Source organism: Saccharothrix mutabilis subsp. mutabilis, assembly GCF_039521145.1.
GTDB lineage: Bacteria > Actinomycetota > Actinomycetes > Mycobacteriales > Pseudonocardiaceae > Actinosynnema > Actinosynnema mutabilis.
Window position 1 is genome coordinate 447,948 of the sequence record NZ_BAAABU010000002.1, and the last position, 21,971, is coordinate 469,918.

The window sequence follows — 21,971 nt, forward strand, 5'->3', positions numbered from 1 at the left end:
AGAGTTCGACCATGACCGACAAGGACACCGAGGACGGCAAGACCCCGGTGACGGGGACCGTCGACGCGGGGAAGGACACCCCGACCGACGACCTCGTCACCACCCAGCACAGCACCACCGTCAAGCGGCGCAAGTTGAACTACACCGCGACCACCGGCCGGGTGGTGCTGCGCCAGGAGGTGCTGACCGACGGCAAGTTCGACGGGCACGTCGCGAAGGCCGAGGTCTTCCTCACCGCGTACACGCTCGACGGCGCGGACCCGGCCAAGCGCCCCGTGACGTTCGCGTTCAACGGCGGACCGGGCTCCTCCAGCGTGTGGCTGCACCTGGGCCTGCTGGGCCCGCGCCGGGTGGTGTCCGGGGACGTGGGCGAACTCGTGCCCCCGCCGTACGAGCTGGTCGACAACCCCGAGACCCTGCTCGCGCACAGCGACCTGGTGTTCATCGACCCGGTGTCCACCGGCTACTCGCGCGCGGTCAAGGGCGAGAAGCCGGGCGAGTTCCACGGCTTCCAGGGCGACGTGGAGTCGGTCGGCGAGGTGATCCGCCTGTGGACCTCCCGCCACGGCCGCTGGCTGTCCCCGAAGTTCCTGGCCGGCGAGTCCTACGGCACCACCCGCGCGGCGGCGCTGGCCGAACACCTCCAGACCCGCTACGGCATGTACCTCAACGGCCTCATGCTGATCTCGTCGGTCCTGGACTTCGCCACCCTGGACTTCAGCGAGGGCAACGACCTGCCCCACACGCTGTTCCTGCCGACGTACGCGGCCATCGCCCACTACCACGGCCTGCACGGCGACCGCCCGCTGGACGAGGTGCTGGCGGAAGCGGAGGACTTCGCGTCCCGCGACTACCCGTGGGCCCTGGCGAGGGGCCACCGCCTGACCGACGGGGAACGCGCGGCGGCGGTCACGAAGCTGGCGTCCCTCACGGGCCTGTCCGAGGACTACGTGGACCGCGTGGACCTCCGCCTGGAACACGTCCGCTTCTTCACCGAACTCCTGCGCCACGAGCGCCGCGTCGTGGGCCGCCTGGACTCCCGCTTCTCCGGCCCGGACAACGACTACGGCCGCGAGCAGTTCAGCGAGGACCCGTCCTACTCGGCCATCCTGGGCCCGTACACGGCGGCGCTGAACCACTACCTGCGCGCGGACCTGGGCTACGAGAACGACCTGCCGTACGAGATCATCTCCCGCACGGTGCACCCGTGGTCGTTCAAGGAGTTCGAGGCCCGGCACGTGACGGTGGCGGACAAGCTGGCCTCGGCCATGCGCGCCAACCCGGACCTGAAGGTCCACATCGCGTACGGCCACTACGACGGCGCGACCCCGTACTACGCGGCGGAGCACGTGGTGGCACACCTGAAGGTGCCGAAGGAACTCCTGGACAACATCGAGCACGCCTACTACCCGGCGGGCCACATGATGTACGTCCACGAGCCCAGCCGAATCCAGCAGTCGAAGGACCTGGCCGCCTTCGTGCAGTCAGCCTCCAACCGCTAGCCGAAGCCCACTTCCCGCGCCGCAGGCGCCAACGGGCTATCAGCCACAGGAAGGGCCTCGGTTCGTCCCCCGTACGGCCTGGGCAAAGCCCAACCACGCTTGGGTCTTCTGTGCAACCACGCTTCACCGGTTGCACAGAAGACCCAAGCGTGGTTGCCTCCGGCAGGCCGTACGGGGGACGAACCGACGCCCTTCCACCCCCCGGGGGCCTGCCGCGCGGCGAGCGCCGCTTTTCGCTTTCATTCTTAAACGCGCAAAGCGCATCAAGGCACCACAGAGCGCTCCTCAGCGAAGTGGCAAGCACTCAAGTGCCCACCCCGATCAACCAAAGCAGGCTCCTCCACCGCACACACGTCCTGAGCCTTCCAACACCGAGTCCGGAACCGACACCCGGACGGCGGATCGATCGGCGAAGGGACATCCCCCGTCAACCGGATCACGTCCCGCCGCCCCCGCAACGCCGGATCAGCCACCGGCACCGCCGACAACAACGCCTGCGTGTACGGGTGCGTCGGGTGGTTGTAGATCTCCTCCTCGGTGCCGATCTCCACGATCTTCCCGAGGTACATCACCGCCACCCGGTCCGACAGGTGCCGCACCACCGACAGGTCGTGCGCGATGAACACGTAGGCCAGCCCGAACTCCGACTGCAACTCCCCCAACAGGTTCATCACCTGCGCCTGGATCGAGACGTCCAACGCCGACACCGGCTCGTCGCACACGATCACCCGCGGCCGCAGCGCCAGCGCCCGCGCGATGCCGATCCGCTGCCGCTGCCCACCGGAGAACTGGTGCGGGTACCGGTTGATGTGCTCGGGGTTCAGCCCGACCACGTCCAACAGCTCCCGCACCCGCCCCGCCCACGACCCCTTCGGCGCGACCTCCGGGTGGATCTCGAACGGCTCGCCGACGATGTCCCCCACGGTCATCCGCGGGTTCAACGACGTGTACGGGTCCTGCAGGACGATCTGCACGTCCCGGCGCAGCCGCTTCAGCTCCGCCCCGCGCAGGGAGAACATCGGGCGTCCCTCGAAGAACGCCTCCCCCGACGTCGGCGGCTCCAACAGCATCAGCACCTGGGCCAGCGTCGACTTCCCGCACCCGGACTCGCCGACCACCCCGAGCGTCTCGCCCGCGCTCAGCGTGAACGACACGCCGTCCACCGCCCGAACCCACCCGACGGTCTGCTTGAACAGCACACCGCGCTTCACCGGGAAGTGCTTGACCAGGTCCCGGACCTCCAGCAGCTCAGCCACGGACGACCTCCTCCGCGAACCCGACCTCCAGCGGCTCAGCCACGGACGACCTCCTCCGCGAAGTGGCACGCGCTCGTCCGCCCCAACCCCAGCCCCACCGCACCCGGCACAACCCTCGAACACACGTCCTCCGCCCGCGGACACCGCGGGTGGAACGGACACCCCGACGGGATCCGCAACAGGCTCGGCGGCAAGCCCTTGATGGTCTCCAACGCCGTGCCCTTCAAATCGACCCGCGGCAACGACCGCATCAACGCCGCCGTGTACGGGTGCCCGGGCGACCGGAACAGCGACAGCGCGTCGGCGTGCTCCACGATCCGCCCCGCGTACATGACGACGATCCGGTCCGCGACCTCCGCGACCACGCCCAGGTCGTGCGTGATCAGGATCAACCCCATGCGCCGCTCGCGCTGGATCTCCGCCAGCAGGTCCATGATCTGGGCCTGCACGGTGACGTCCAGCGCGGTCGTGGGCTCGTCCGCGATCAGCACCTCCGGGTCCAGCGCCAACGACATCGCGATCATCGCGCGTTGCCGCATCCCACCCGAGAACTGGTGCGGGTACTCGCGAACCCGTTGCTTCGCGTGGGGGATCCGCACCAGGTCCAGCAACTCGATCGCCCGCGCCCGCGCCTCCGCACGGCTCAGGCCGCGCCGCAGCCGCAACTGCTCCTCGATCTGGAACCCGACCGTGAACACCGGGTTCAGCGCGGACAGCGCGTCCTGGAAGATCATCGCGATCCCCTCGGCCCGCACCTCCCGCCGCCGCTCTTCCGACGCCTTCAGCAGTTCCTCGCCGTGGAACCGCACCGACCCGCGCGTCACGAACGCCGGCGGCGTGTCGAGGATGCCCATCACCGCCTGCGCGGTCACCGACTTGCCCGACCCCGATTCCCCGAGCACCGCAAGCGTTTCCCCGGCGTCCACGTGGTAGCCGACACCGTTGAGGACCCGGGCCACGCCGTCCCGCGTGCGGAACTCGACGTGCAGGTCCTCGACCTCCAGCAAAGCCGTCACGAGCGCCTCCTAGCGCAGCTTCGGGTCGAGGGCTTCGCGCACGGCGTCGCCCAGCATCACGAACGCGAGCACGGTCGCGGTCAGGAACCCCGCCGGGAACAGCAGGGCGTGCGGCGCGACGCGCAGGTAGTCCTTGGCGCTGTTGATCATCACGCCCCACGACACCACCGGCTGCCGCAGCCCGATGCCCAGGTAGGACAGCGTCGCCTCGGCCCCGATGAACGCGCCGAGCGCGATCGTCGAGTACACCAGGACCGGCGCGACGCAGTTGGGCAGCATGTGCTTGCCGATGATCCGCCGGGGCCGCGCGCCCAGCGCCCGCGCCGCCTTCACGTAGTCCTGCTGCTTGGCCGCGATCGCCGTGGACCGCATGATCCGCATCGCCACCGGCCACGACAGCACCGCGATGGACAGCACCACCTGCGCGACGATCCGCGCCGGACCGGCGTCACCGCCCGCGTTGAGCGTGGTCAGGATGACGATCGCGCCGAGCACGAACGGCACGCCCACGAAGATGTCCGCGACCCGCGACACCACCGCGTCCAGCCACCCGCCGTAGAACCCGGCCAGGATGCCGATCGTCGCGCCGGTCAGCACCACGCCGACCGTGGACAGCACGCCCACCACGATCGAGGCCCGCGCGCCGTGGATGACCCGCGTGTAGATGTCGTAGCCCTGGTTGTCGTACCCGAACCAGGCCTCGGCCGAAGGCGCCTGGCGGCTGCGCGAGAGCTGCGCCAGCCCGGGGTCGCCGGAGGTGAACAGCGACGGCGCCGCCGCCATCAGCACCACCAGCAGGATCATCGACACCGACACCCAGAACAGCGGCCTGCGCCGCAACTCGTGCCAGGCGTCGCCGAACAGCCCGCGCGGCCGGTCCGCCGCGAGCACCGCCATCTGGTCAGTCATAACGGATCCTCGGGTCCAGCACCGCGTACAGGAGGTCGACCAGCAGGGTCATCAGCAGGTACACCAGCACCAGGACGGTCACGACGCCGGTGACCATCGCGCCGTCCTTGGTCAGGATCGAGCGGAACACCAGCCCGCCCACGCCGGGCACGTTGAAGATGCCCTCGGTGACGATCGCGCCACCGAGGAACGCGCCCAGGTCGGTGCCCAGGAACGTGATCACGGGGATCAGCGAGTTGCGCAGCATGTGCACGCCCACCACCCGCTTGCGCGGCAACCCCTTGGCCAGCGCGGTCCGCACGTAGTCGGCGCGCTTGTTCTCGGCGATGCCGGCGCGGGCGAGCCGGGCCACGTAGGCCATCGACAGGGAGGCGAGCACGAACCCGGGCACGATCAGGTTGCCGATCGTGGGCGAGGTGACCGTGGGCGAGATCAGCCCGAGCTGGAGCCCGAACACCAGCTGCACCACGTACCCGGTGACGAACACCGGGATGGAGATCAGGAACAGCGTGGACACCAGGACCAGGCTGTCCAGGAACCCCCGGTCGCGCAGGCCGCTGACCACGCCGGCGGTGATGCCGATGACGGCCTCGATGACCAGCGCGACCAGCGCGAGCTTCAACGTGACCGGGAACGTGGCGGCGATCCGGTCGCCGACGCTCAGGCCCGCCGAGGTGAGCCCGAAGTCGCCCTGGAGCAGGTTGCCCAGGTACTTGGCGTACTGCACGACAAGCGGGTCGTCGAGGTTGAACTTGTCGCGCATGGCGGAGACGTAGGACTCCGGGCAGTCCCGCTCACCGCACTTGCCCTCGAACGGGTCGCCGGGGACGGCCCACACCAGCGCGTAGATCAGGAAGGTGGTCCCGATGAACACCGGGATCATCTGGAGGAGTCGACGCAACACATAGCGGCCCATGTCACGAGCCCTTCGAGTTCCGACCCGCCCGGTGGGGGCGGGTCTTCGCGGCGGAAGGGCCGGCCCGCGTCACCACGAGCCGGCCCCGCTCGGGGAGGCGTCAGCCGACGACTTCCACGCTGTCCAGGTCGAGCTTGCGGAACGGGTGCAGGTTGGCCACCTTGAGCCGGTTCGACTTGCCGGCGATGGTGTTCTGCGTCCACAGCGGGACGACCGGCATGTCCGGCGCCATGATCCGCTCGGCCTCCAGGTACAGCTTGATCGCCTGGTCCTCGCTGGGCGCCTTGTCCGCCTCGGCCAGCTTCGCGTCGAACGCCGGGTTGGAGTACAGGCCGTCGTTGGACGAGGAACCCGTGCGGTACAACGGGGTCAGCCAGTTCTCGATCGACGGGTAGTCCGCGATCCAGCCCGCCCGGTACATGCCGGTCATCTCGTGCGCGTTCACCTTCTGCCGGAACTCGCCGAAGCTGGTGGACGGCACGAACCGCGCCTGCACGCCGAGCGTGTTCTTGATGCTGTTGGCGACCGCCTCGGCCCACTCCTGGTGGCCGCCGTCGGTGTTGGACAGCAGCACGATCTCCCCGGTGTAGCCGGACTTCGCGAAGGACTCCTTGGCCTTCTGCGGGTTGAACGCGCAGTACTCGCCGCACTGGCCCTTCTGGTAGCCCTTCATCAGCGGGTGCACCCAGCCGTCGGCGGGCTTGCGCGTGCCCTCGAAGATCCGCTGGGTGATCTCCTCGCGGTTGATCGCCATGGAGATCGCGCGCCGCAGGTCCACGTTGTCGTAGGGCTTGAGGTAGAAGGGGAACGCGATGGTCTGCATGTTCAGCGTCTCGCGCTGCACCACCCGGTCGCCCAGGTCGGTCTCGTACTTCTGGCCCGCCAGCGCGTTGGGCGGCAGCTCCTCCATGAAGTCCAGGTTGTTCGCGACGAGGTCCGCGTAGGCCGCCTCGCGGCTCTGGTAGACCTTCAGCGTCAGGTCCTTGAACTTCGGCTTGTCGTCGCCCTTGTAGTCGTCGTAGCGGGTGAGCTTGATGTCCGTGCCGACGTTGCGGGAGGCGAACTTGAACGGCCCGTTGCCGATCGGCGCGGCCTCGAAGGCCTTCTGGTCCTTGAAGAACGCTTCCGGCAGCGGTGCGAAGACCTCGTACCCGATGGTCACCGGGAAGACGGAGAACGCCTCGGACAGCGTGATGGTGAACGTGTGCTCGTCGACGACCTTGAGGCCGGAGAGCTTGTCGGTGGCGGGCTTGGGCGCTTCCTGCGGTCCGTCCGCGCCGTCGGGGTCCTTCGGGTGGACCTCGGCGTAGCCCTCGATCTGGGAGAAGAAGCTGGCGCCCTGCGTGGCGTTCGGGCCGTACGCGGTCCAGTTCCAGGCGTCCACGAAGCTCTTGGCGGTGACCGGGCTGCCGTCGTGGAACGTCCAGCCCTTCTTGATGGTGACGGTGAACAGCTTGGAGTCTTTGGTCTCGATCTTCTCGGCCATGGCGTTGACCGGCTGCGCGTCCTCGGCGCGGTACTCCACCAGCCCCGTGAACAGGGCGTCGATCACCCGGCTGCCGCCCGCCTCGGTGGTGTTGCCGGGCACCAGCGGGTTCTCGGGGTCGGTGTTGAAGATCGTGATGGCGGCGTCGGTGTTGGTGCCGGCCTGGTTCTGCGCGGCCCCGCACCCCGCCGCGACCATGACCGCCGCAAGGGCTACGGGAACTAAACGTGCACGTGACATGCGTCCTCCCACCTGTTCGGGGGTAACCGAGCAGAGTCGACCGCTTCCGCAGCGTGTGGGAGGACGCTATTAGCCCTGTGTGCCAGGCCACATGGGTGAAGTGATCACAACCTCGTCACGAACAATCCCAATTGACGCAGTGATGAGGTATGAAGATCGGCTCGCCCGTACAGTCCACACCGTCCGGACTGGACCATTCGAGTCGCTGAGCCGATCAGGTGAGCGAGAACGCGATCCCGTCGAGGATGTCGTGCTCGCTGGCCACCAGCTCCGTGATCCCCTGCGACGCGAGGTGTTCCGCGAGGGTCCGCACCACCAGCGCACCACCGTTGATCACGTCCACCCGCCCCGGGTGCATGGGACCCAGCGCCGCGCGCTCGTCGTGCGTCATCGTCAGCAGCCGCGCGGTGACCTCGCGGATCTGGTCGATCGACAGCCGCGCCAGGTGGATCTCCCGCGAGTCGTAGACCGGCAGCTCCTTCGCCAGCGCCACCAACGTGGTCACCGTCCCCGCCACGCCGATCCACGTGTTCGCCTTCGCCGTCGGCACGGCCGCGAACGCCTCGGCGAGCACCTCCGACGCCACCGCCACCGCCTGCTCCACCTGGGCCCCGGTGGGCGGGTCGTCGGGCAGGCAGCGCTCGGTCAGCCGGACGCACCCGATGTCCACCGACCGCGCCGCCTCCACGTCGCCGCGCACGCCGTCCCACGAGCCCAGCACCAGCTCCGTGGACCCGCCGCCCACGTCCGCCACCAGGAACGGCCCGTCCGCCGGCTCCAGGTCCGCCACGGCCCCGGTGAAGGACAGCCGCGCCTCCTCGTCGCCGGAGATCACCTCGGCCTCCACGCCGAGCACCTCGCGGGTCATGCCGAAGAAGTCGTCGCGGTTCGCGGCGTCGCGGGTGGCGGACGTCGCGACCATGCGGACCCGCTCGGTCCCCTTGCGGCGCAGGATGTTCGTGTAGTCGACCAGGGCGGCGCGCGTGCGCGCCAGGGCCTCCGGGTTCAGGACGCCCGTCGCGTCCACGCCCGCGCCCAGCCGCACCACGCGCATCTCGCGGTGCACGTCGCGCAGCCACCGGGACCCGTCGTCCGCCACGGTCACGTCCGCCACCAACAGGCGGATCGAGTTCGTCCCGCAGTCGATCGCGGCCACCCGCGCCATGCCGTCGCCTCCCGAAGTCACCAACACGACTCGGGGGAGGAACCTACGCGCCCGCTCCCGTCCCGGCTCACGTGGGCTGCATGGTCGACGTCACCGAGGGCGGCGTCGAGTCCTCCGAGCGCACCGAGCTGGACGTCTCCGCGGGCGTGGTCTGCTCCACCGACGAGCTGGACTGCGACGACGTCGGCTCCGACGTGGCCTGCTGCGAACTGGTCTGCTGCGAACTGGTCTGGGGCGCCGAGGACGCCGAGGTGGTCGTCGGTGTCGTGGTCGTGGTCGACGGCGTGGTGGTCGTCGTGCAGCCCGGCGCGGACGGGGTGGTCGTGGTCGGCGTCGTGGTGGGCGTGGTCGTCGTCGTGGTCGTGGTCGTGCACGACGGAGTGGTCGGCACGAGCGTGATCGTCGTCGGCGACGTCCCCGGCGTGGTGGTCGTCGTCGGGCTGGTCGACGACGACGGCGGGTTCGTGGTCCCCGGGTCACCGGGCTGCCCCGGCTGCCCACCCGGCTGGCCGGGCTGACCCGGGCTGCCCGGCTGCGGGTTCCCCGGGCTGGTCAGGTAGTCGTCGTCCGACCCGGTCAACCCGGGCAGCGGCGTCACGCCGTCGGCGTAGGCGTCGGCCCAGTACAGGACCGTCCGCACGTACTCCTCGGAGTGGTTGTAGCGGAACACCGCCCGCGCCCGCTGCTGCGGGTCGGCCAGGTTCGCGCCGCCCGCGCACAGGTAGTTGCCCGCGCCGACGGTGGCGTCGAAGACGTTGTTCGGGTTGGTCTCGCCGTCGCCGTTGCCGTCGGCGGCGTACCCGGCCCACGTGGACGGGATGAACTGCATCGGGCCCACCGCGCGGTCCCACGTCGTGTCCTGGTCGTACCGGCCGCCGTCGGTGTCGCGGATGGCCGCCATGCCGGGACCGCCGTTGAGCACGGGCCCCAGGATCGGGTGCACGGTGTTGCCGGCGGCGTCCACGCGCCCGCCGCGGGCGTGGCCGGACTCGATGCGCCCGATGCCCGCGAGCAGCGACCAGTGCAGGTTGCAGCCGGGCGTCGTGGCGGACAGCCTGGTCGCGGCCTTCATGTACGCGTCGAGCATGACGCCGGGGATGCCGAGCTGGCCCGCGACGGTCTCGCCGTCGAGCCCCTCGAACGGGCTCAGGTCGTCGCCGAAGTCCGACGGGTCGGCGGCCTCGGCCAGCAGCGCGGCGCTGAGCTCGTCCGCCTCGGGCAGCCGGCCGTTGACGCCGAGCGCGCCCGACCCGCTCAGGCTGCCCAGCACGTCGCCCGCGCCCGGTGGCACGGCCTCGATGTCCGAGCCGCCGGAGATGTTGACCCAGTCGACGCCCGCGGTGCTGTGCACCAGCACGGGCACGAGCATCGCGCACGTCGCCGTCGCCGCCAGACCCCATTGGCGGGGCGTCAGCGTGGCCTGACGTAGTGCTTTGCGCTTGCGTCCCCGTCGTCGCTTCGGCACAGCCACGAACTCCAACTCCTCGGCGGTTCCCGCTTCGGCCCCGGAACCAGCGTGCCTGATCCAAACGGCCGTGTCACGGTCCCGGGTCCGTTCTCTGTCCGGAGAACTGCCCCTACGGTCAGTTTTTCACCTTTGACGCGCAATTCCCGCCCGGCCACTCGTCGGCGAGCAGCGCGAGGGCCTCGTCGCCGAAGGGGTTCACCCCGGGCCCGGCGGCCAGCGCGTGCGCCACGTGCACGTGGAGGCACTTCACCCGGCCCGGCATGCCGCCCGCGGTGACCGTCGTGCCCAGCGGTTCGATCGCGTCCCGCTCAGCCAAGTACAACTCGTGGGCGCGCTGGTAGCGCTGCGCCAACTGTTCATCCGTCGCCAGCCGGTCGGTCATCTCCTTCATCACGCCGGCGCTCTCCAGCCGGCTGACGAGGGAGTTCAGCCGCGGGCAGGTCAGGTAGTACAGGGTCGGGAACGGGGTGCCGTCGGGCAGCCGCGGGCTGGTCTGCACGACCGCCGGGTGCCCGCTGGGGCACCGCGCCGCCACGGCGCGCATGCCGCGCGGGGTGCGCCCCAGCTGTTCGGCGACGATCGCCTTGTCCTCGTCGCTCACCGTCATCGTGCCGCCACCGAATCCCACAACTGCTCGTACCAGGCCTTGTCCGCCGCCGGCGCCGTCTTCGGGCGCTCCTCTTCCAGTTTCCGCTCCGCGTCGCCGGGCAGCTGCACCACGTAGGGCGTCTCCCCCGGCCGCACGTAGTGCAACCGCCGCCGCGCCTCGGCCTCCAGGTGGGCCGGGTCGGCCAGCTCGTGCTTGCGCTGCTCCAGCCGGTCGACCTCGGCGCGCAGGGTCTCCTGCGACGCGGTGACCTCGCGCAGCTCCTCGCGCTGGGCGAGGTAGGTCCGCAGGGGCACCGCGATGCTCAGCGCGAGCGCGCACACGACCATCGCCAGCAGCGCCGCCCGCCGCGTGCCGGTCATGCCGAACGCGCCGCCGGTGCCCTCGCGGGTGCGCGCCTTCGACTGCGGGCGCGCGGCCCGTGCGGCGGCCCGCGCGGCCTGTGCCGCCGCCCGCGCCTGGGCCGCCTTGCTCGGCCGCCGGCCACCCTCGCCGGCGTCACCGCGCGCACCGCCCGACCGCGCCGCACCGCCACGCGCGCCGGCCCAGCGCGAGCCCGCGTTCCGGCCGCCGGACCCCGCAGCGCCGGACCCCGCAGCGCCGGATCCCACAGCGCCGCCCCGGCCACTGCCCGCCGTGCCGCCCTTGCCGGAGTCGCCCGAGCCCGCGCCGGGAGCGCCCGACGCGCGGCCCGACGCCCTGCTCGTGCGGCCCCGGGTCGTCCGGTCAGGCCGGGACCCCGGCGCGGCGCCTCGGCCGCGTCGGGAGCCCCGGTCCCCGTCCGCCATCAGCTTTCCGGCGTGTACCGCGGGAAGGCCAGGTCGCCGGCGTAGCGCGCGGCGTCGCCCAGGGCCTCCTCGATCCGCAGGAGCTGGTTGTACTTGGCCGTCCGCTCGCCGCGGGCGGGCGCGCCGGTCTTGATCTGGCCGACGCCGGTCGCCACCGCGAGGTCCGCGATGGTGGTGTCCTCGGTCTCGCCGGACCGGTGGGACATCATCGACTTGTAGCCGTAGGAGGTGGCCAGCGACACCGCGTCGAGGGTCTCCGACAGCGTGCCGATCTGGTTGACCTTCACCAGCAGCGCGTTCGCGGCGCGGCGGGAGATGCCCTCCTCCAGGCGCTCCGGGTTGGTGACGAACAGGTCGTCGCCCACCAGCTGCACCTTCTCGCCCAGCTCGGCGGTCATCTGGATCCAGCCGTCCCAGTCGTCCTCGGACAGCGGGTCCTCGATGGACACCAGCGGGTAGGAGTTGACCAGCTCGGTGTAGTAGCCGGTCATCTGCTCGGCGCTGCGCTTGCTCTTCTCGAACGTGTAGGCGCCGTCGGCGAAGAACTCGGTGGCGGCCACGTCCAGGGCCAGCGCGATGTCGCGGCCCGGGGTGTAGCCGGCCTTCTCGATCGCCTGGAGGATCAGGTCCAGCGCGTCGCGGTTGCTGGACAGGTTCGGCGCGAAGCCGCCCTCGTCGCCCAGGCCGGTGCCCAGGCCCTTGCTCTTCAGCACGGACTTGAGCGCGTGGTAGACCTCGGTGCCCCAGCGCAGCGCCTCGCGGAAGGAGTCCGCGCCGATCGGGGCGATCATGAACTCCTGGATGTCCACGTCGGTGTCGGCGTGCGCGCCACCGTTGAGGATGTTCAGCATCGGCACCGGCAGGACGTGCGCGTTCGGGCCGCCCACGTAGCGGAACAGCTCCAGGCCGCTGGACGCCGCCGCCGCCTTCGCCACCGCGAGCGACACGCCGAGGATGGCGTTCGCGCCCAGGCGGGACTTGTCCGGCGTGCCGTCCAGGTCGACCAGCTTCTGGTCCACGACGCGCTGTTCGACGGCCTCGATGCCGACCAGCTCGGGACCGATCTCGTCGAGGACCGCGGTGACCGCCTTCTCGACGCCCTTGCCCAGGTACCGCTTGCTGTCGCCGTCCCGCAGCTCGACCGCCTCGTGCTCGCCGGTCGACGCGCCCGACGGCACCGCGGCGCGCTCCAGCGTGCCGTCGTCCAGCGCCACCTCTACCTCGACGGTGGGGTTGCCTCGCGAGTCCAGGATCTCGCGGGCGCCGACCTGCTCGATGACCGCCACGTGCGCTCCCTAGTCAGACCATGTCTTTACCGATGAGGAGCCTAGTTGGTGACCCACGGGTAGGCGTTTGACCCCGTTCTGGAAGTTCGAGCGCAGCCGCTGGGGCTCACCGGCGGGCGCCAGCACCCCCGGCAGGCGCAGCACGGCACCGAAAAACGCACGTAGCTGCACCCGCGCCAGGTGCGCGCCGAGGCAGAAGTGGGGGCCGTGGCCGAACGACAAGTGGTCGACGTCACGACGCCGCACAGCGAACCGGTGGGGGTCTGTGAAGACCCGCTCGTCCCGGTTGGCGGAGGAGAACCAGACGACGACCCGGTCCCCCGCGCGCACCGGGACGCCGGACAGCTCGGTGTCCCGGGTCGCGGTGCGCCGGAAGTGCATGACCGGGGTCCACCAGCGCAACACCTCCTCGACGGCGTTCGGCAGCAGCGCCGGGTCGCGCCGGAGCAGCTCGTACTGGTCGGGGTGGGACATCAGGGCGATCATGCCGCCGGGGATGCCGTTGCGGAGCGTCTCGTTGCCCGCGACGGAGAACAGCCAGAACAGCGTCTCGAACTCCTCCACGGCCACGTCGTGCCGCATGAGGTTGCTCATCACGTCGTCGCCGGGCTCGCGGCGCTTCAGCTCGCCCAGGGCGTGCGCGTAGGCCAGGAGGTCCGGCATGCCGCCGCGCGAACGCGGGTCGGGCTGCGGGTCGGGGCGCAGTTCGAGGGCCTTGAGCGCCATGTCGGTCATGCCGGTGGTGTCGCTGTTGCTGTGGGCGTAGTCGTCGTCCTGGTAGCCGATGACCCGGTTGCTCCAGTCGAACATCAGCGCGCGGTCCTGGTGCGGGACCCCGAACACCTCGGCCAGGGTGAGCAGCGGCAGGTCCGCCATGGCCTTGGTGAAGTCGTGGACGCCGGCGCCGGCGAGCGGCGCGACCAGGTCCTGGGCCCACCGCTCGATCCTGGCTTCCAGGTTGGCCACCGCGCGGGGCGTGAAGGCCTTGGTGAGCAGGCCGCGCAGGCGCGTGTGGTCGGGCGGGTCGGTGTTCAGCATCATCCGGCGCACGTAGGCGAGGTCCTCGGGCGTCGCGGGGTCGCGGATCTGGGTGCCGCCGCGCCAGGACGAGAACAGGCCGGGGTTCTTGAGCACCGCGCGCACGTCGGCGTGCCGGAAGACGTGCACGGCGTCCTCGGTGCGGACGACGTCCCGCGCCCGCAGCCTGGCGAGGCTCTCGTGCGGCACGCCGCGCGTGTAGGTGTCCGGGTCGACGATCACCTCGACGTCACTGGCCATGCGAGGATTCTGGCGTGATCCACGTGGAGCGCGGCGGTTCCGGACCACTGCTGGTCCTCCTGCACGGGTTGGGCGCCACCGGCGAGGTGTGGCGCGGGGTGGTCGACCGGTGGCCCGGGTCGTGGCTGGCGCCCGACCTGCCCGGCCACGGCCGGTCCGCGCCGCTGGACCGGTACTCGTTCGGCTCGTTCGCGGCGGCCGTCGCGTCCGTGGTGCCCGCGGGGCCGGTCGCGGTGCTCGGGCACTCGCTGGGCGGCGTGGTGGCGCTGACCCTGGCCAGCGGGTGGTTCGGCGTCGAGGTGTCGGCGGTGGCCGGCGTGGGCGTCAAGCTGCGCTGGACCGACGAGGAACTCGACCGCGTCGCCGGTCTCGCCGCACGTCCGCCGAAGGTCTTCGAGACCCGGGCCGAGGCGGTCGAGCGGGCGGCCAAGCTCGCCGGCGTGCCGCTCGAACACGGGGTGGTCCCCGACGGTCCGGGCTGGCGGCCGGTGCTCGACCCGGCGGCCTTCGGCGTGGGCGCGCCGGACGTCGAGGGCCTGCTCGGGGCGGCGAAGGCCCCGGTCACCCTGGCCGCAGGCGAGCACGACCACATGTGCCCGGCCGTGGACCTCCACGCGGCCCTGCCGGGTGGAATGGTGCTGGCGGGGGTGGGTCACAACGCCCACGTGGAGCAGCCGGCGTCGCTCGACCCGGTCCTGGCGCGACTGGGCGGGGCGTAGCAGAGGTCCTGTCATCCGGTCGGCTGTCGAGAACCGGCCGATGCGCGGGTAGCGTTGATCCGACCATGACCGACAGCACCTTCGAGGCGTTCCGCCGAGCCGAGGCGCTGCTCGCGGACCGCCGCCCGCTGGAGGCGCTGCGCGAGCTGGCCGTCGTGCTCGAAGCCGCCCCGGACCAGCCGAGCGTGCAGCTCCTGGCCGGGCGGGCGTACCTGGGGTCGGCCCAGTTGAAGCGGGCCGAGGCAGCCTTCCGCAAGGTCCTGGAACTGGACCCGAGCGACTACTACGCGCGCTTCGCCCTGGGCCGGACCCTGCAACGGCAGAGCCGCCTGCCCGAGGCGCTGGCCCAGCTGCGGATGGCGGCGGCCATGAACCCGACCCCGGAGTACCAGGAAGCGCTCGGCGAGGTCAGCGCGCGCCTGGCCGTCGAACGCGACCGCTGAGGCCCGCGAGGCCGGAGGCGGCGCAATCCAACACGATCAGCCCAGGCTGGCGCGGGCGTAGGCGTCCGCACCGCTGAAGACCTTCTGCCCGTACTCCACGGACTGGTTGTAGGCGAGCACCGCCGACCACCAGCCCTGCCCGGTGGCCAGGTCCCGGCCGCCCGAGCACAGGTACCGCGCCGCCGCCAGGGCCGCGTCGTCGATGTTCTGCGGGTCCGGCGGGTTGCCGTCGCCGTTCGCCCGGACCGCGTACTTCGCCCACGTGGTCGGGATGAACTGCATGGGGCCCACGGCCCGGTCCCACGTGGTGTCGCCGTCCAGGGTGCCGCCGTCGCTGTCGTTGATCGCCTTCACGCCGGGCCGGCCGTCCAGCGGGATGCCGATGATCGGCTTCGACGGCCGCCCGTCCTCGCCCAGGCGGGCGCCGTGGATGGTGCCGTGGATGGACTCCACCCGGCCGATGCCCGCCAGCGTCGCCCACGACACCCGGCACGCCGGCTGCGAGGACTGCATGATCAGGTCCGCCACCGCGTACGCGCGCAGCGCCCGCGCCGGGATGTCGGTCTTCTCCGACACGGCCACGGCCCACGCGGTCAGCGGCTCCGCCGACGCGGTCTGCTGCTGGGACGGCGCGGCCTGGGGCGGCACCCCGCCGGCCACGCCGGGCGCGGCCGACCCCGGCTCCACCTCCTGGAACGGGACCGGGAACGGCGGGTCGGCCAGGTCGTGGACCTCCGGCCGGTTGAAGACGCTCAGGGCCCAGGCCCCGCCCGCCACGAACACCAGGAGCAGGACGACCAGCGCCAGCCGGCCGACCAGGTTGCCTGCGCGACCGCGCGCCGAGGCGCGCGGTGTCGTTTTCTCGGGCGGCGGGACGACCACGCACCCCAGGCTACGTGCTTCCGCCGCCAACCTGACACGGAAGGGTGAAACCGCAGGTCAGGCCGTCGTCGTCGGGGTCGCGGTGGTGATCTGGGGCGTGGTCGCGGTGGTCGAGGACGTCGTCGGTTGCAGCGTGGGCGGAGTGCTGGTCGCCGGGGGCCGGCCCGTCGGCGGGACCGACGTGGGCGGCGGGGTCGTGGCCGACGACGTCGCCTGGGCGCTCGTCGTCGGGACCACCACCACCGACGACGACGACGCGGACGGCGCCGTCGGGAACGGCACGTCCGGCAGCCCCGGCGCGTCCGGGACGCCCGGCGGCTCCGGCACGCCCGGCCCCGGCGGCACCTCCCCGGCCGGCGGCGGCGCCCCCGGTGTGGCCGCCTGGCTGCGCGCCGCCGTCCGGCGCTCCGGCGGCTCCCCGAGCAACGCCGCCGGGTCGGCCGCGCCGGGCGCGGTGGTGCGGAGGCTGACCAGCGTCGGCCGGGCCGGCGCGTCCGTGCGCCGACCCCGCTCCACCGGGTCCTCCGATTCCACCCCGAACGTCAACACCAGCGCCAGGACGCCGCCCAGCGCCGCCAGCGGCACCAGGACGACCGCCGAGACGCACCCGCGACCGCTGCGCGGCAACTCACGATGACTCACGAAACCCCGAACCCCCGACCCCGATCTTGCGTGCTACTCATTGATCGGTTCGGGGGCACCGGTCGCAACCACCGCCGCACCACACGGTCGGGTGGACTCGATCAGGTGAGGGGCGGGAGCTGCGGCGGAACGGCCGCCGGCCGCGTCCGCAGGGCCTCCAGCGCCAACCGGACCGCCGTGTCCAGCTGCGGGTCGCGCCCGGCCACCCGGTCCTGCGGCGTGATCACCACCTCGACGTCCGGGTCCACGCCGTGGTTCTCCACGCCCCACCCCGCGCCCTGGAACCAGCTCGCGTACCGGGGCTGGGTCACCACGGTCCCGTCCACCAGGTCGTAACGCATGTCGATGCCGATCACCCCGCCCCACGTGCGGGTGCCGACCACCGGCCCGATGCCCAGCTGCTTGATCGCCACGTTGACGATGTCGCCGTCGGACCCCGCGAACTCGTCCGCGATGGCCACCACCGGCCCGCGCGGCGCGTCCGCCGGGTAGCTGTCCGCCGAGGTGTAGCCGCGCGCCACCGACCAGCCGATGACCTTGCGGGCGAGCTTCTCCACGACCAGCTGCGAGGTGTGGCCGCCGCCGTTCTCCCGCACGTCGAGCACGACCGCCTCCCGCATCAGCTCCACCCGCAGGTCGCGGTGCAGCTGCGCCCAGCCCGCGCCCATCATGTCCGGCACGTGCAGGTACCCGACCCGCCCGTCGGACAGCTCGTGCGTGCGCGCCCGCCGGTCGGCGACCCACGCGTGGTAGCGCAGCGGCTCGTCGTCCTCCAGCGGCACCACGACCACCCGGCGCGGCTCGCCGCCGCCACCGGGCCGCACGGTCAGCTCCACCGGCTTGCCCGCCGTGCCGACCAGCAGCGGCGCGGGACCGGTCAGCGGATCGACCTGCCGGCCGTCCACGGCCACGATCGCGTCGCCCGGCCGCACCGCCACGCCGGGCGCGGCCAGCGGCGACCGGGCCGCCGGGTCGGAGGTCTCGCCCGGGATCACCCGGACCACCCGCCACGCGCCGGACTCGTCGCGCTCCAGGTCCGCGCCGAGCAGCCCCACCGGCCGCCCGCTCGACCCGCCCGACGAGATGACGTAGGCGTGCGAGGTGCCCAGCTCGCCCTGCACCTCCCACAGCAGGTCCACCAGGTCGGAGTAGCTGCCCAGCCGGTCCACCAGCGGGCGGTAGCGGTCCAGCACGCCCTGCCAGTCCACGCCGCCCATGTCGGTGCGCCAGAAGTGGTCGCGCATGAGCCGGCCCGCCTCGGCGTAGGCCTGGCGCCACTCGGCGGCCCGGTCCAGCACGACCCGGACGCGGGACAGGTCCACGTCCACCGAGTCCTGGTCGTCGGAGTCCACCTTCCGGTCCGACGGCACGACCCGCAGGTCACCGCCGTCGGAGACGACCAGCCGCTGGCCGTCGCCGCTGACCGCGTAGGAGTCCAGGCCGTCCACCAGCACGTCGGCCCGCGCCTTGGTCAGGTCGAACCGCTCCAGCACCAAGCGCTGCGGCCGGCTGGACGGCGTGGGCAGGTTGTCGCCGAGCACGCCGCGCAGCGGCCGGCGCAACCACAGCAGTCCGCCCTTGGCGGCGGTCAGCGACGAGTAGCCGGCCGCCGCGACCGGCAGCGGCACCACCCGGTCGGCCAGGCCGTCCAGGTCCACGACGGTGATCGGGTTCTCGTCCTTGTGGTCCTTGTCCTTGTCGTCCTTGTCGTCGTCGCCGACCGGCCGGCCCAGCCGCAGCGGGTCGAACGGCGAGGGCGTCGTCGCGGCCAGCGGCAGCAGGTAGGGGCGGCAGCCGGTGGGGAAGGACAGGTCGAACACGTGCGCGTCGTACACCGGGTCGAAGCTGCGGATGGACAGGAACGCCAGGTAGCGGCCGTCCTCGGTGAACGCGGGCGAGAAGTCGGCGAACCGCAGCGGCGTCACGTCCACCACGGACAGGTCGGTCGTGTTGGTCATCCGGATGTGGTGCAGCGGGCGCGGGCCGGGGTGCGACCAGGCCAGCCAGTTGGAGTCGGGCGAGAACGCGAGGTCGCTGACGTTCGGGTTGGCGTCCTTGAGGACCTCGCGCACCTCGCCGGACTCCACGTCGACCAGCAGCAGCCGCCCGTCGTGCGTGGCCACGGCGACCTTGCGCCCGTCCGGCGCGACGGCGAGCTCCAACACCCGCCCGAGCCGCCCGACCGCGACCCGGCGCGGCGAGTTGCCCGGCTCGACCCCGCCGACCGGCGCGAACTCCAGCCCTTCCTCACCGTCGGCGTCGGTCACCCACACGACGGTGTCCCCCACGACCCGGGGCAACCGGTTGCGCGTGCCGGGCTGCTCGGCCAGCGCCCGCGCCGGCCCGTCCCGGTGGGTCACCCAGTGCACGGTCCCGCGCACCTCGACCACGCTGGCCCGGCCCGTCTTGTCGGGGTGCACGTCGTCCGGCCGGGGCGTGATGTGCCGGGGCCGGGTGGCGGTGCGCGGCCCGCCCAGCAGGATTTCCACCTTGCGCGGCTCGGCGTCGAGGGAGTCGAGCACCCACAGGTCGCCCGCGTTCTGGTAGACGACCCGCTGCCCGTCGGTCGTCGCCGCCCGCGCGTAGAACTCCTGCTCGGTGTGCCGCCGCAGGTCCGAACCGTCGGGCAGGCAGGAGTACACGCTGCCGACCCCGTCGTGGTCGGACAGGAACGCCAGCCGCCCGCCGACCCACATCGGCGCGCTCAGGGTCGAGGTCAACTCGCCGAGGATGCGCGTGAACTCGCCGTCCCCCTTGAGGTCCACCCACAGCTTCCCGGCCGACCCGCCCCGGTACCGCTTCCACCAGGCGGGGTCGTGGCCGTAGTTGGACGTGATCGCCACCGCGCCGTCGGGCCCGTGCGCGACGTCCCCGACCCAGCCGTACGGCAACCGCTCGGGCGGCCCGCCGTCCACCGGCACCGCGTAGGCCCACTTGCGGACCGAGGTGGCCTCCCCGGTGGAGCTGACCGCCACCACGTCCCCCCGCGGCGTCCACCCGCGCACCCCGGTGGTCCAGGACCCCCAGTGCGTGAGCCGCTTGGCCTTGCCACCGGTGACCAGGGCGAGGTGCACCTCGGGCGCGCCGTCGCGCCGACTGGCCCACGCGAGGTGCGTGCCGGTCGGGTCGAAGCGGGGGTTGCTCACGGGCACCTGGTCGGCGGTGACCCGGAACGCCCGACCACCGTCGAGCGGAGCCAGCCAGACGTCGTCCTCGGCCACGAACGTGACGAGGTCGCCGTGCAGGTGGGGATGGCGGAGGTAGGCCTGTTCGCTCACCCGATCGACGTTAGCGCGCCCCCATGACAACCGCGATCATGTTCGCCTGAACCGGTCCGGTCCCGGCGCGCAGCGCCGCGAAGGGCCCCGCCGGGTCACCACCAAGCCCCCGCCCTTGCCCTTGTGTCCATCCTTGGCGGCCTGCCCGCCGGCGAGGCGCTCTTGATCTTGGCGACTCCCAGCCGCGAGCTGGAAAACCACGCAGCCGTCAAGCCGGCCAGTGGGCGCGCCAGTCCTCGGCGGTCAGCTTCTCGACCCCGGCCGCGCGGGCCGATGACTCCGCCGCCCGCACCTTCGCCTCGAACCGCCGCGCCACCGCCCGCAGCTCGGTCTCCGGGTCCTCGCCCGCGAGCTTCGCCAGCGCCGCCACCGCGAACAGCGTGCTCCCGGTGTCGTCGCCCTCCGGCAACAGGTCCACCGGCAGCCCGGCCCGCGCCGTCCGCTGGGCGAGCTTGCCCGCCAGCGCCACCGCCGGCTGCCCGGACGCCACGCCGTCCACACTGGACTCGCGCTGCTTCTCGACCTGCTTCAGCTCTTCCCACCGGTGTTGCTGGGTGTGCGCGTCGCGCACCGCCGGGTCGTGGCCCTCGAACACGTGCGGGTGCCGGCCGACCAGCTTGGCCACCAGGTCGCCCGCCACCTCGTCGATGCCGAACGGGTCCACGTCCTCCGCCGCGATCCGCGCGTGGAACAGGACCTGGAGCAGCACGTCGCCCAGTTCCTCGCGCAGCGCCGCGCGGTCGCCGTCCTCGATGGCCTCCAGCAGCTCGTAGGTCTCCTCGACCAGGTACTGCCGCAGCGACTTGTGGTCCTGCTCCGCGTCCCACGGGCAGCCGCCCGGCGAGCGCAGCCGGTCCATGACCAGGGCCGCGTCCACCAGGCCCGTGCCCACCGGGCCGCGCACGACGTCGGCGCCCGCGGCGACCAGCTCCCGGGCGCGGGGGTCGTCCAACGACCCGGTCAGGTACACGACCGGGCCCGCCACCGCCTCACCCGCCGGCGCCGCCTCGTCCGGCCACGCCGTCACCCCCAACCCCGCCCACACCTCGGCGTCGAGGTCGGGTGCAGCGAAGACCGCCGCCGCGCCCCGCAGAGCGGGCAGCGCGGCGGCGGGCAGGACGGTCTGGGAACCCAGCAGGACGACGGTGCTCACGACTTCGAACGTACCGCCGCCTGGTAGCCGGACAGCGTCTGGTCGTTCGCCGCGCACGCGATGGCCGACGGGTCCCACACGCCGAAGCGCGGGTTGACCTTGATCTCCGGGTCGCCCGCCAGGCGCTGGGCCAGGCGCACGCCGATGCTCTCCAGCGTCCGCAGCGCCAACTGCTCGGTCGACACCTCGCCGCGCGGGCGGACGTCGTCCTTGAAGTCGGTCACGTAGGCCACGATCCACTGCGCGTTGCCCTGCTCGGGCGCGAAGGCCACGACCGTGCCGGGGTCCACGCCGAACAGCGGGGTCGCCGCGAACTTCGGGGCCTCGGCGGAGTGCAGCTTCTCGCCGCGGCCGGCCAGCTGCTGGCCCTGCGGGCTCTGCGGGGCGGCCTTGACGAACTCGGCCATCCTGGCCGGGTCCTGCTCGACCTGCTTCGCCTTCTCCTTCGCGTCGGTGTCGTCCTTCGCGTAGAAGTAGTCGAACGTGACTTCCATCCTGTCCACGTGCTTGCGCGCCAGCTCGACCGCGAGCAGCTGGTCCTTGACCCGCTCGCGGATGGTCGTGGCGTCGTAGACGGTGCCCTCGGAGGCGGCGTCCGGGCCGCCGGCGTCGGCCAGCGCCTGGGTCACCGCGTCCTCGGTCACGGTGACGCCCTCGCGGTCCGCGGCGCGCGTCAGCAACTCGTGCCGCAGGTAGTTGCTCATCGCGATGCGCGAGACCTCGTCGAACTTGTGCTGCTCTTGGAGCTTCTGGGCGTCCGGCTCCTTCTTCCGGATCACGTCCAGCCGCTGCTGGACCTGTTCGAGCGGGATCACGGAGTCGCCGACGATGGCGGCAGCGCCCACCTGGCTCGGGCCGGTGCCGCAGCCCGCCACCAGGAGTGCGACGGCCGCGCCGACCAGGGTGAAGCGCCTCTGCACTGTCCTCACGCCGGCTA

General features: G+C 72.2%; 19 protein-coding genes. 3 read left to right on the forward strand and 16 right to left on the reverse strand.

The features are described from left to right. Positions 1-11 precede the first annotated feature (11 nt). Complete coding sequence (locus ABD126_RS05955) at positions 12-1,502, forward strand: S10 family peptidase (RefSeq protein ID WP_343932610.1); 1,491 nt, start codon at positions 12-14, stop codon at positions 1,500-1,502. Between the two features lie 263 nt (positions 1,503-1,765). Here the strand turns inward: ABD126_RS05955 and ABD126_RS05960 are convergent, their stop codons facing one another. The 11 genes from ABD126_RS05960 to ABD126_RS06010 form a co-directional block, all read right to left on the reverse strand. Beyond that, a complete protein-coding gene (locus tag ABD126_RS05960) occupies positions 1,766-2,758 on the reverse strand; it encodes an ABC transporter ATP-binding protein (protein WP_343932611.1) in 993 nt (330 codons plus the stop codon). A 35-nt stretch (positions 2,759-2,793) separates the two neighbouring features. After that, positions 2,794-3,774, reverse strand: coding sequence for an ABC transporter ATP-binding protein (locus tag ABD126_RS05965; protein ID WP_343932612.1), 981 nt, complete (start codon positions 3,772-3,774; stop codon positions 2,794-2,796). A gap of 9 nt (positions 3,775-3,783) precedes the next feature. After that, positions 3,784-4,683 (reverse strand): ABC transporter permease, encoded by a 900-nt coding sequence (locus ABD126_RS05970; RefSeq protein WP_343932613.1) that lies wholly within the window; start codon positions 4,681-4,683, stop codon positions 3,784-3,786. Next, on the reverse strand, positions 4,676-5,599 hold the full coding sequence (locus ABD126_RS05975; protein ID WP_343932614.1) for an ABC transporter permease: 924 nt from the start codon (positions 5,597-5,599) through the stop codon (positions 4,676-4,678). Before ABD126_RS05975 ends, ABD126_RS05970 begins: the two co-directional genes overlap by 8 nt. 100 nt (positions 5,600-5,699) lie before the next feature. Beyond that, positions 5,700-7,325 (reverse strand): peptide ABC transporter substrate-binding protein, encoded by a 1,626-nt coding sequence (locus ABD126_RS05980; protein ID WP_425542759.1) that lies wholly within the window; start codon positions 7,323-7,325, stop codon positions 5,700-5,702. Between the two features lie 214 nt (positions 7,326-7,539). Beyond that, positions 7,540-8,490, reverse strand: a complete 951-nt coding sequence (locus ABD126_RS05985; protein WP_343932958.1) for a Ppx/GppA phosphatase family protein — start codon at positions 8,488-8,490, stop codon at positions 7,540-7,542. 67 nt (positions 8,491-8,557) lie between these two features. Further along, entirely contained in the window at positions 8,558-9,961 is a 1,404-nt protein-coding gene (locus ABD126_RS05990; protein WP_343932616.1) for a lytic transglycosylase domain-containing protein, read from the reverse strand. 112 nt (positions 9,962-10,073) lie between these two features. Further along, positions 10,074-10,565 carry a DUF501 domain-containing protein gene (locus tag ABD126_RS05995; RefSeq protein ID WP_343932617.1) on the reverse strand — a complete coding sequence of 164 codons (492 nt, stop codon included), beginning with the start codon at positions 10,563-10,565 and terminating at the stop codon, positions 10,074-10,076. After that, positions 10,562-11,176, reverse strand: a complete 615-nt coding sequence (locus ABD126_RS06000) for an FtsB family cell division protein (protein ID WP_343932618.1) — start codon at positions 11,174-11,176, stop codon at positions 10,562-10,564. Before ABD126_RS06000 ends, ABD126_RS05995 begins: the two co-directional genes overlap by 4 nt. A 176-nt stretch (positions 11,177-11,352) precedes the next feature. Continuing rightward, complete coding sequence (eno, locus tag ABD126_RS06005; RefSeq protein ID WP_343932619.1) at positions 11,353-12,639, reverse strand: phosphopyruvate hydratase; 1,287 nt, start codon at positions 12,637-12,639, stop codon at positions 11,353-11,355. A 9-nt stretch (positions 12,640-12,648) separates the two neighbouring features. Beyond that, positions 12,649-13,917, reverse strand: coding sequence for a cytochrome P450 (locus tag ABD126_RS06010; protein ID WP_343932620.1), 1,269 nt, complete (start codon positions 13,915-13,917; stop codon positions 12,649-12,651). 14 nt (positions 13,918-13,931) lie between these two features. Here ABD126_RS06010 and ABD126_RS06015 point away from each other — a divergent pair, with 14 nt between their 5' ends. Both ABD126_RS06015 and ABD126_RS06020 read left to right on the forward strand, forming a co-directional pair. Beyond that, complete coding sequence (locus ABD126_RS06015) at positions 13,932-14,636, forward strand: alpha/beta fold hydrolase (protein ID WP_343932621.1); 705 nt, start codon at positions 13,932-13,934, stop codon at positions 14,634-14,636. A 65-nt stretch (positions 14,637-14,701) separates the two neighbouring features. Next, positions 14,702-15,079: a tetratricopeptide repeat protein gene (locus tag ABD126_RS06020; protein ID WP_309114867.1), complete on the forward strand. Its 378-nt coding sequence runs from the start codon at positions 14,702-14,704 to the stop codon at positions 15,077-15,079. A gap of 36 nt (positions 15,080-15,115) precedes the next feature. On the opposite strand, the gene ABD126_RS06025 is transcribed toward ABD126_RS06020, so the two are convergent. The 5 genes from ABD126_RS06025 to ABD126_RS06045 all read right to left on the reverse strand — a co-directional run bounded on the left by ABD126_RS06025 (position 15,116) and on the right by ABD126_RS06045 (position 21,963). Beyond that, a complete protein-coding gene (locus tag ABD126_RS06025) occupies positions 15,116-15,961 on the reverse strand; it encodes a lytic transglycosylase domain-containing protein (RefSeq protein ID WP_343932622.1) in 846 nt (281 codons plus the stop codon). A 57-nt stretch (positions 15,962-16,018) separates the two neighbouring features. After that, positions 16,019-16,603 carry a hypothetical protein gene (locus ABD126_RS06030; RefSeq protein WP_343932623.1) on the reverse strand — a complete coding sequence of 195 codons (585 nt, stop codon included), beginning with the start codon at positions 16,601-16,603 and terminating at the stop codon, positions 16,019-16,021. A gap of 101 nt (positions 16,604-16,704) precedes the next feature. Beyond that, positions 16,705-19,881, reverse strand: coding sequence for a S41 family peptidase (locus ABD126_RS06035; RefSeq protein WP_343932625.1), 3,177 nt, complete (start codon positions 19,879-19,881; stop codon positions 16,705-16,707). A gap of 208 nt (positions 19,882-20,089) precedes the next feature. Then, positions 20,090-21,034, reverse strand: coding sequence for a nucleoside triphosphate pyrophosphohydrolase (locus ABD126_RS06040; protein WP_343932626.1), 945 nt, complete (start codon positions 21,032-21,034; stop codon positions 20,090-20,092). Next, the gene (locus tag ABD126_RS06045) at positions 21,031-21,963 is read right to left on the reverse strand and encodes a SurA N-terminal domain-containing protein (protein ID WP_343932627.1); all 933 of its coding nucleotides are present in this window, start codon (positions 21,961-21,963) and stop codon (positions 21,031-21,033) included. The genes ABD126_RS06040 and ABD126_RS06045 overlap by 4 nt, the downstream gene beginning before the upstream one ends. Between the last annotated feature and the right edge of the window lie 8 nt (positions 21,964-21,971).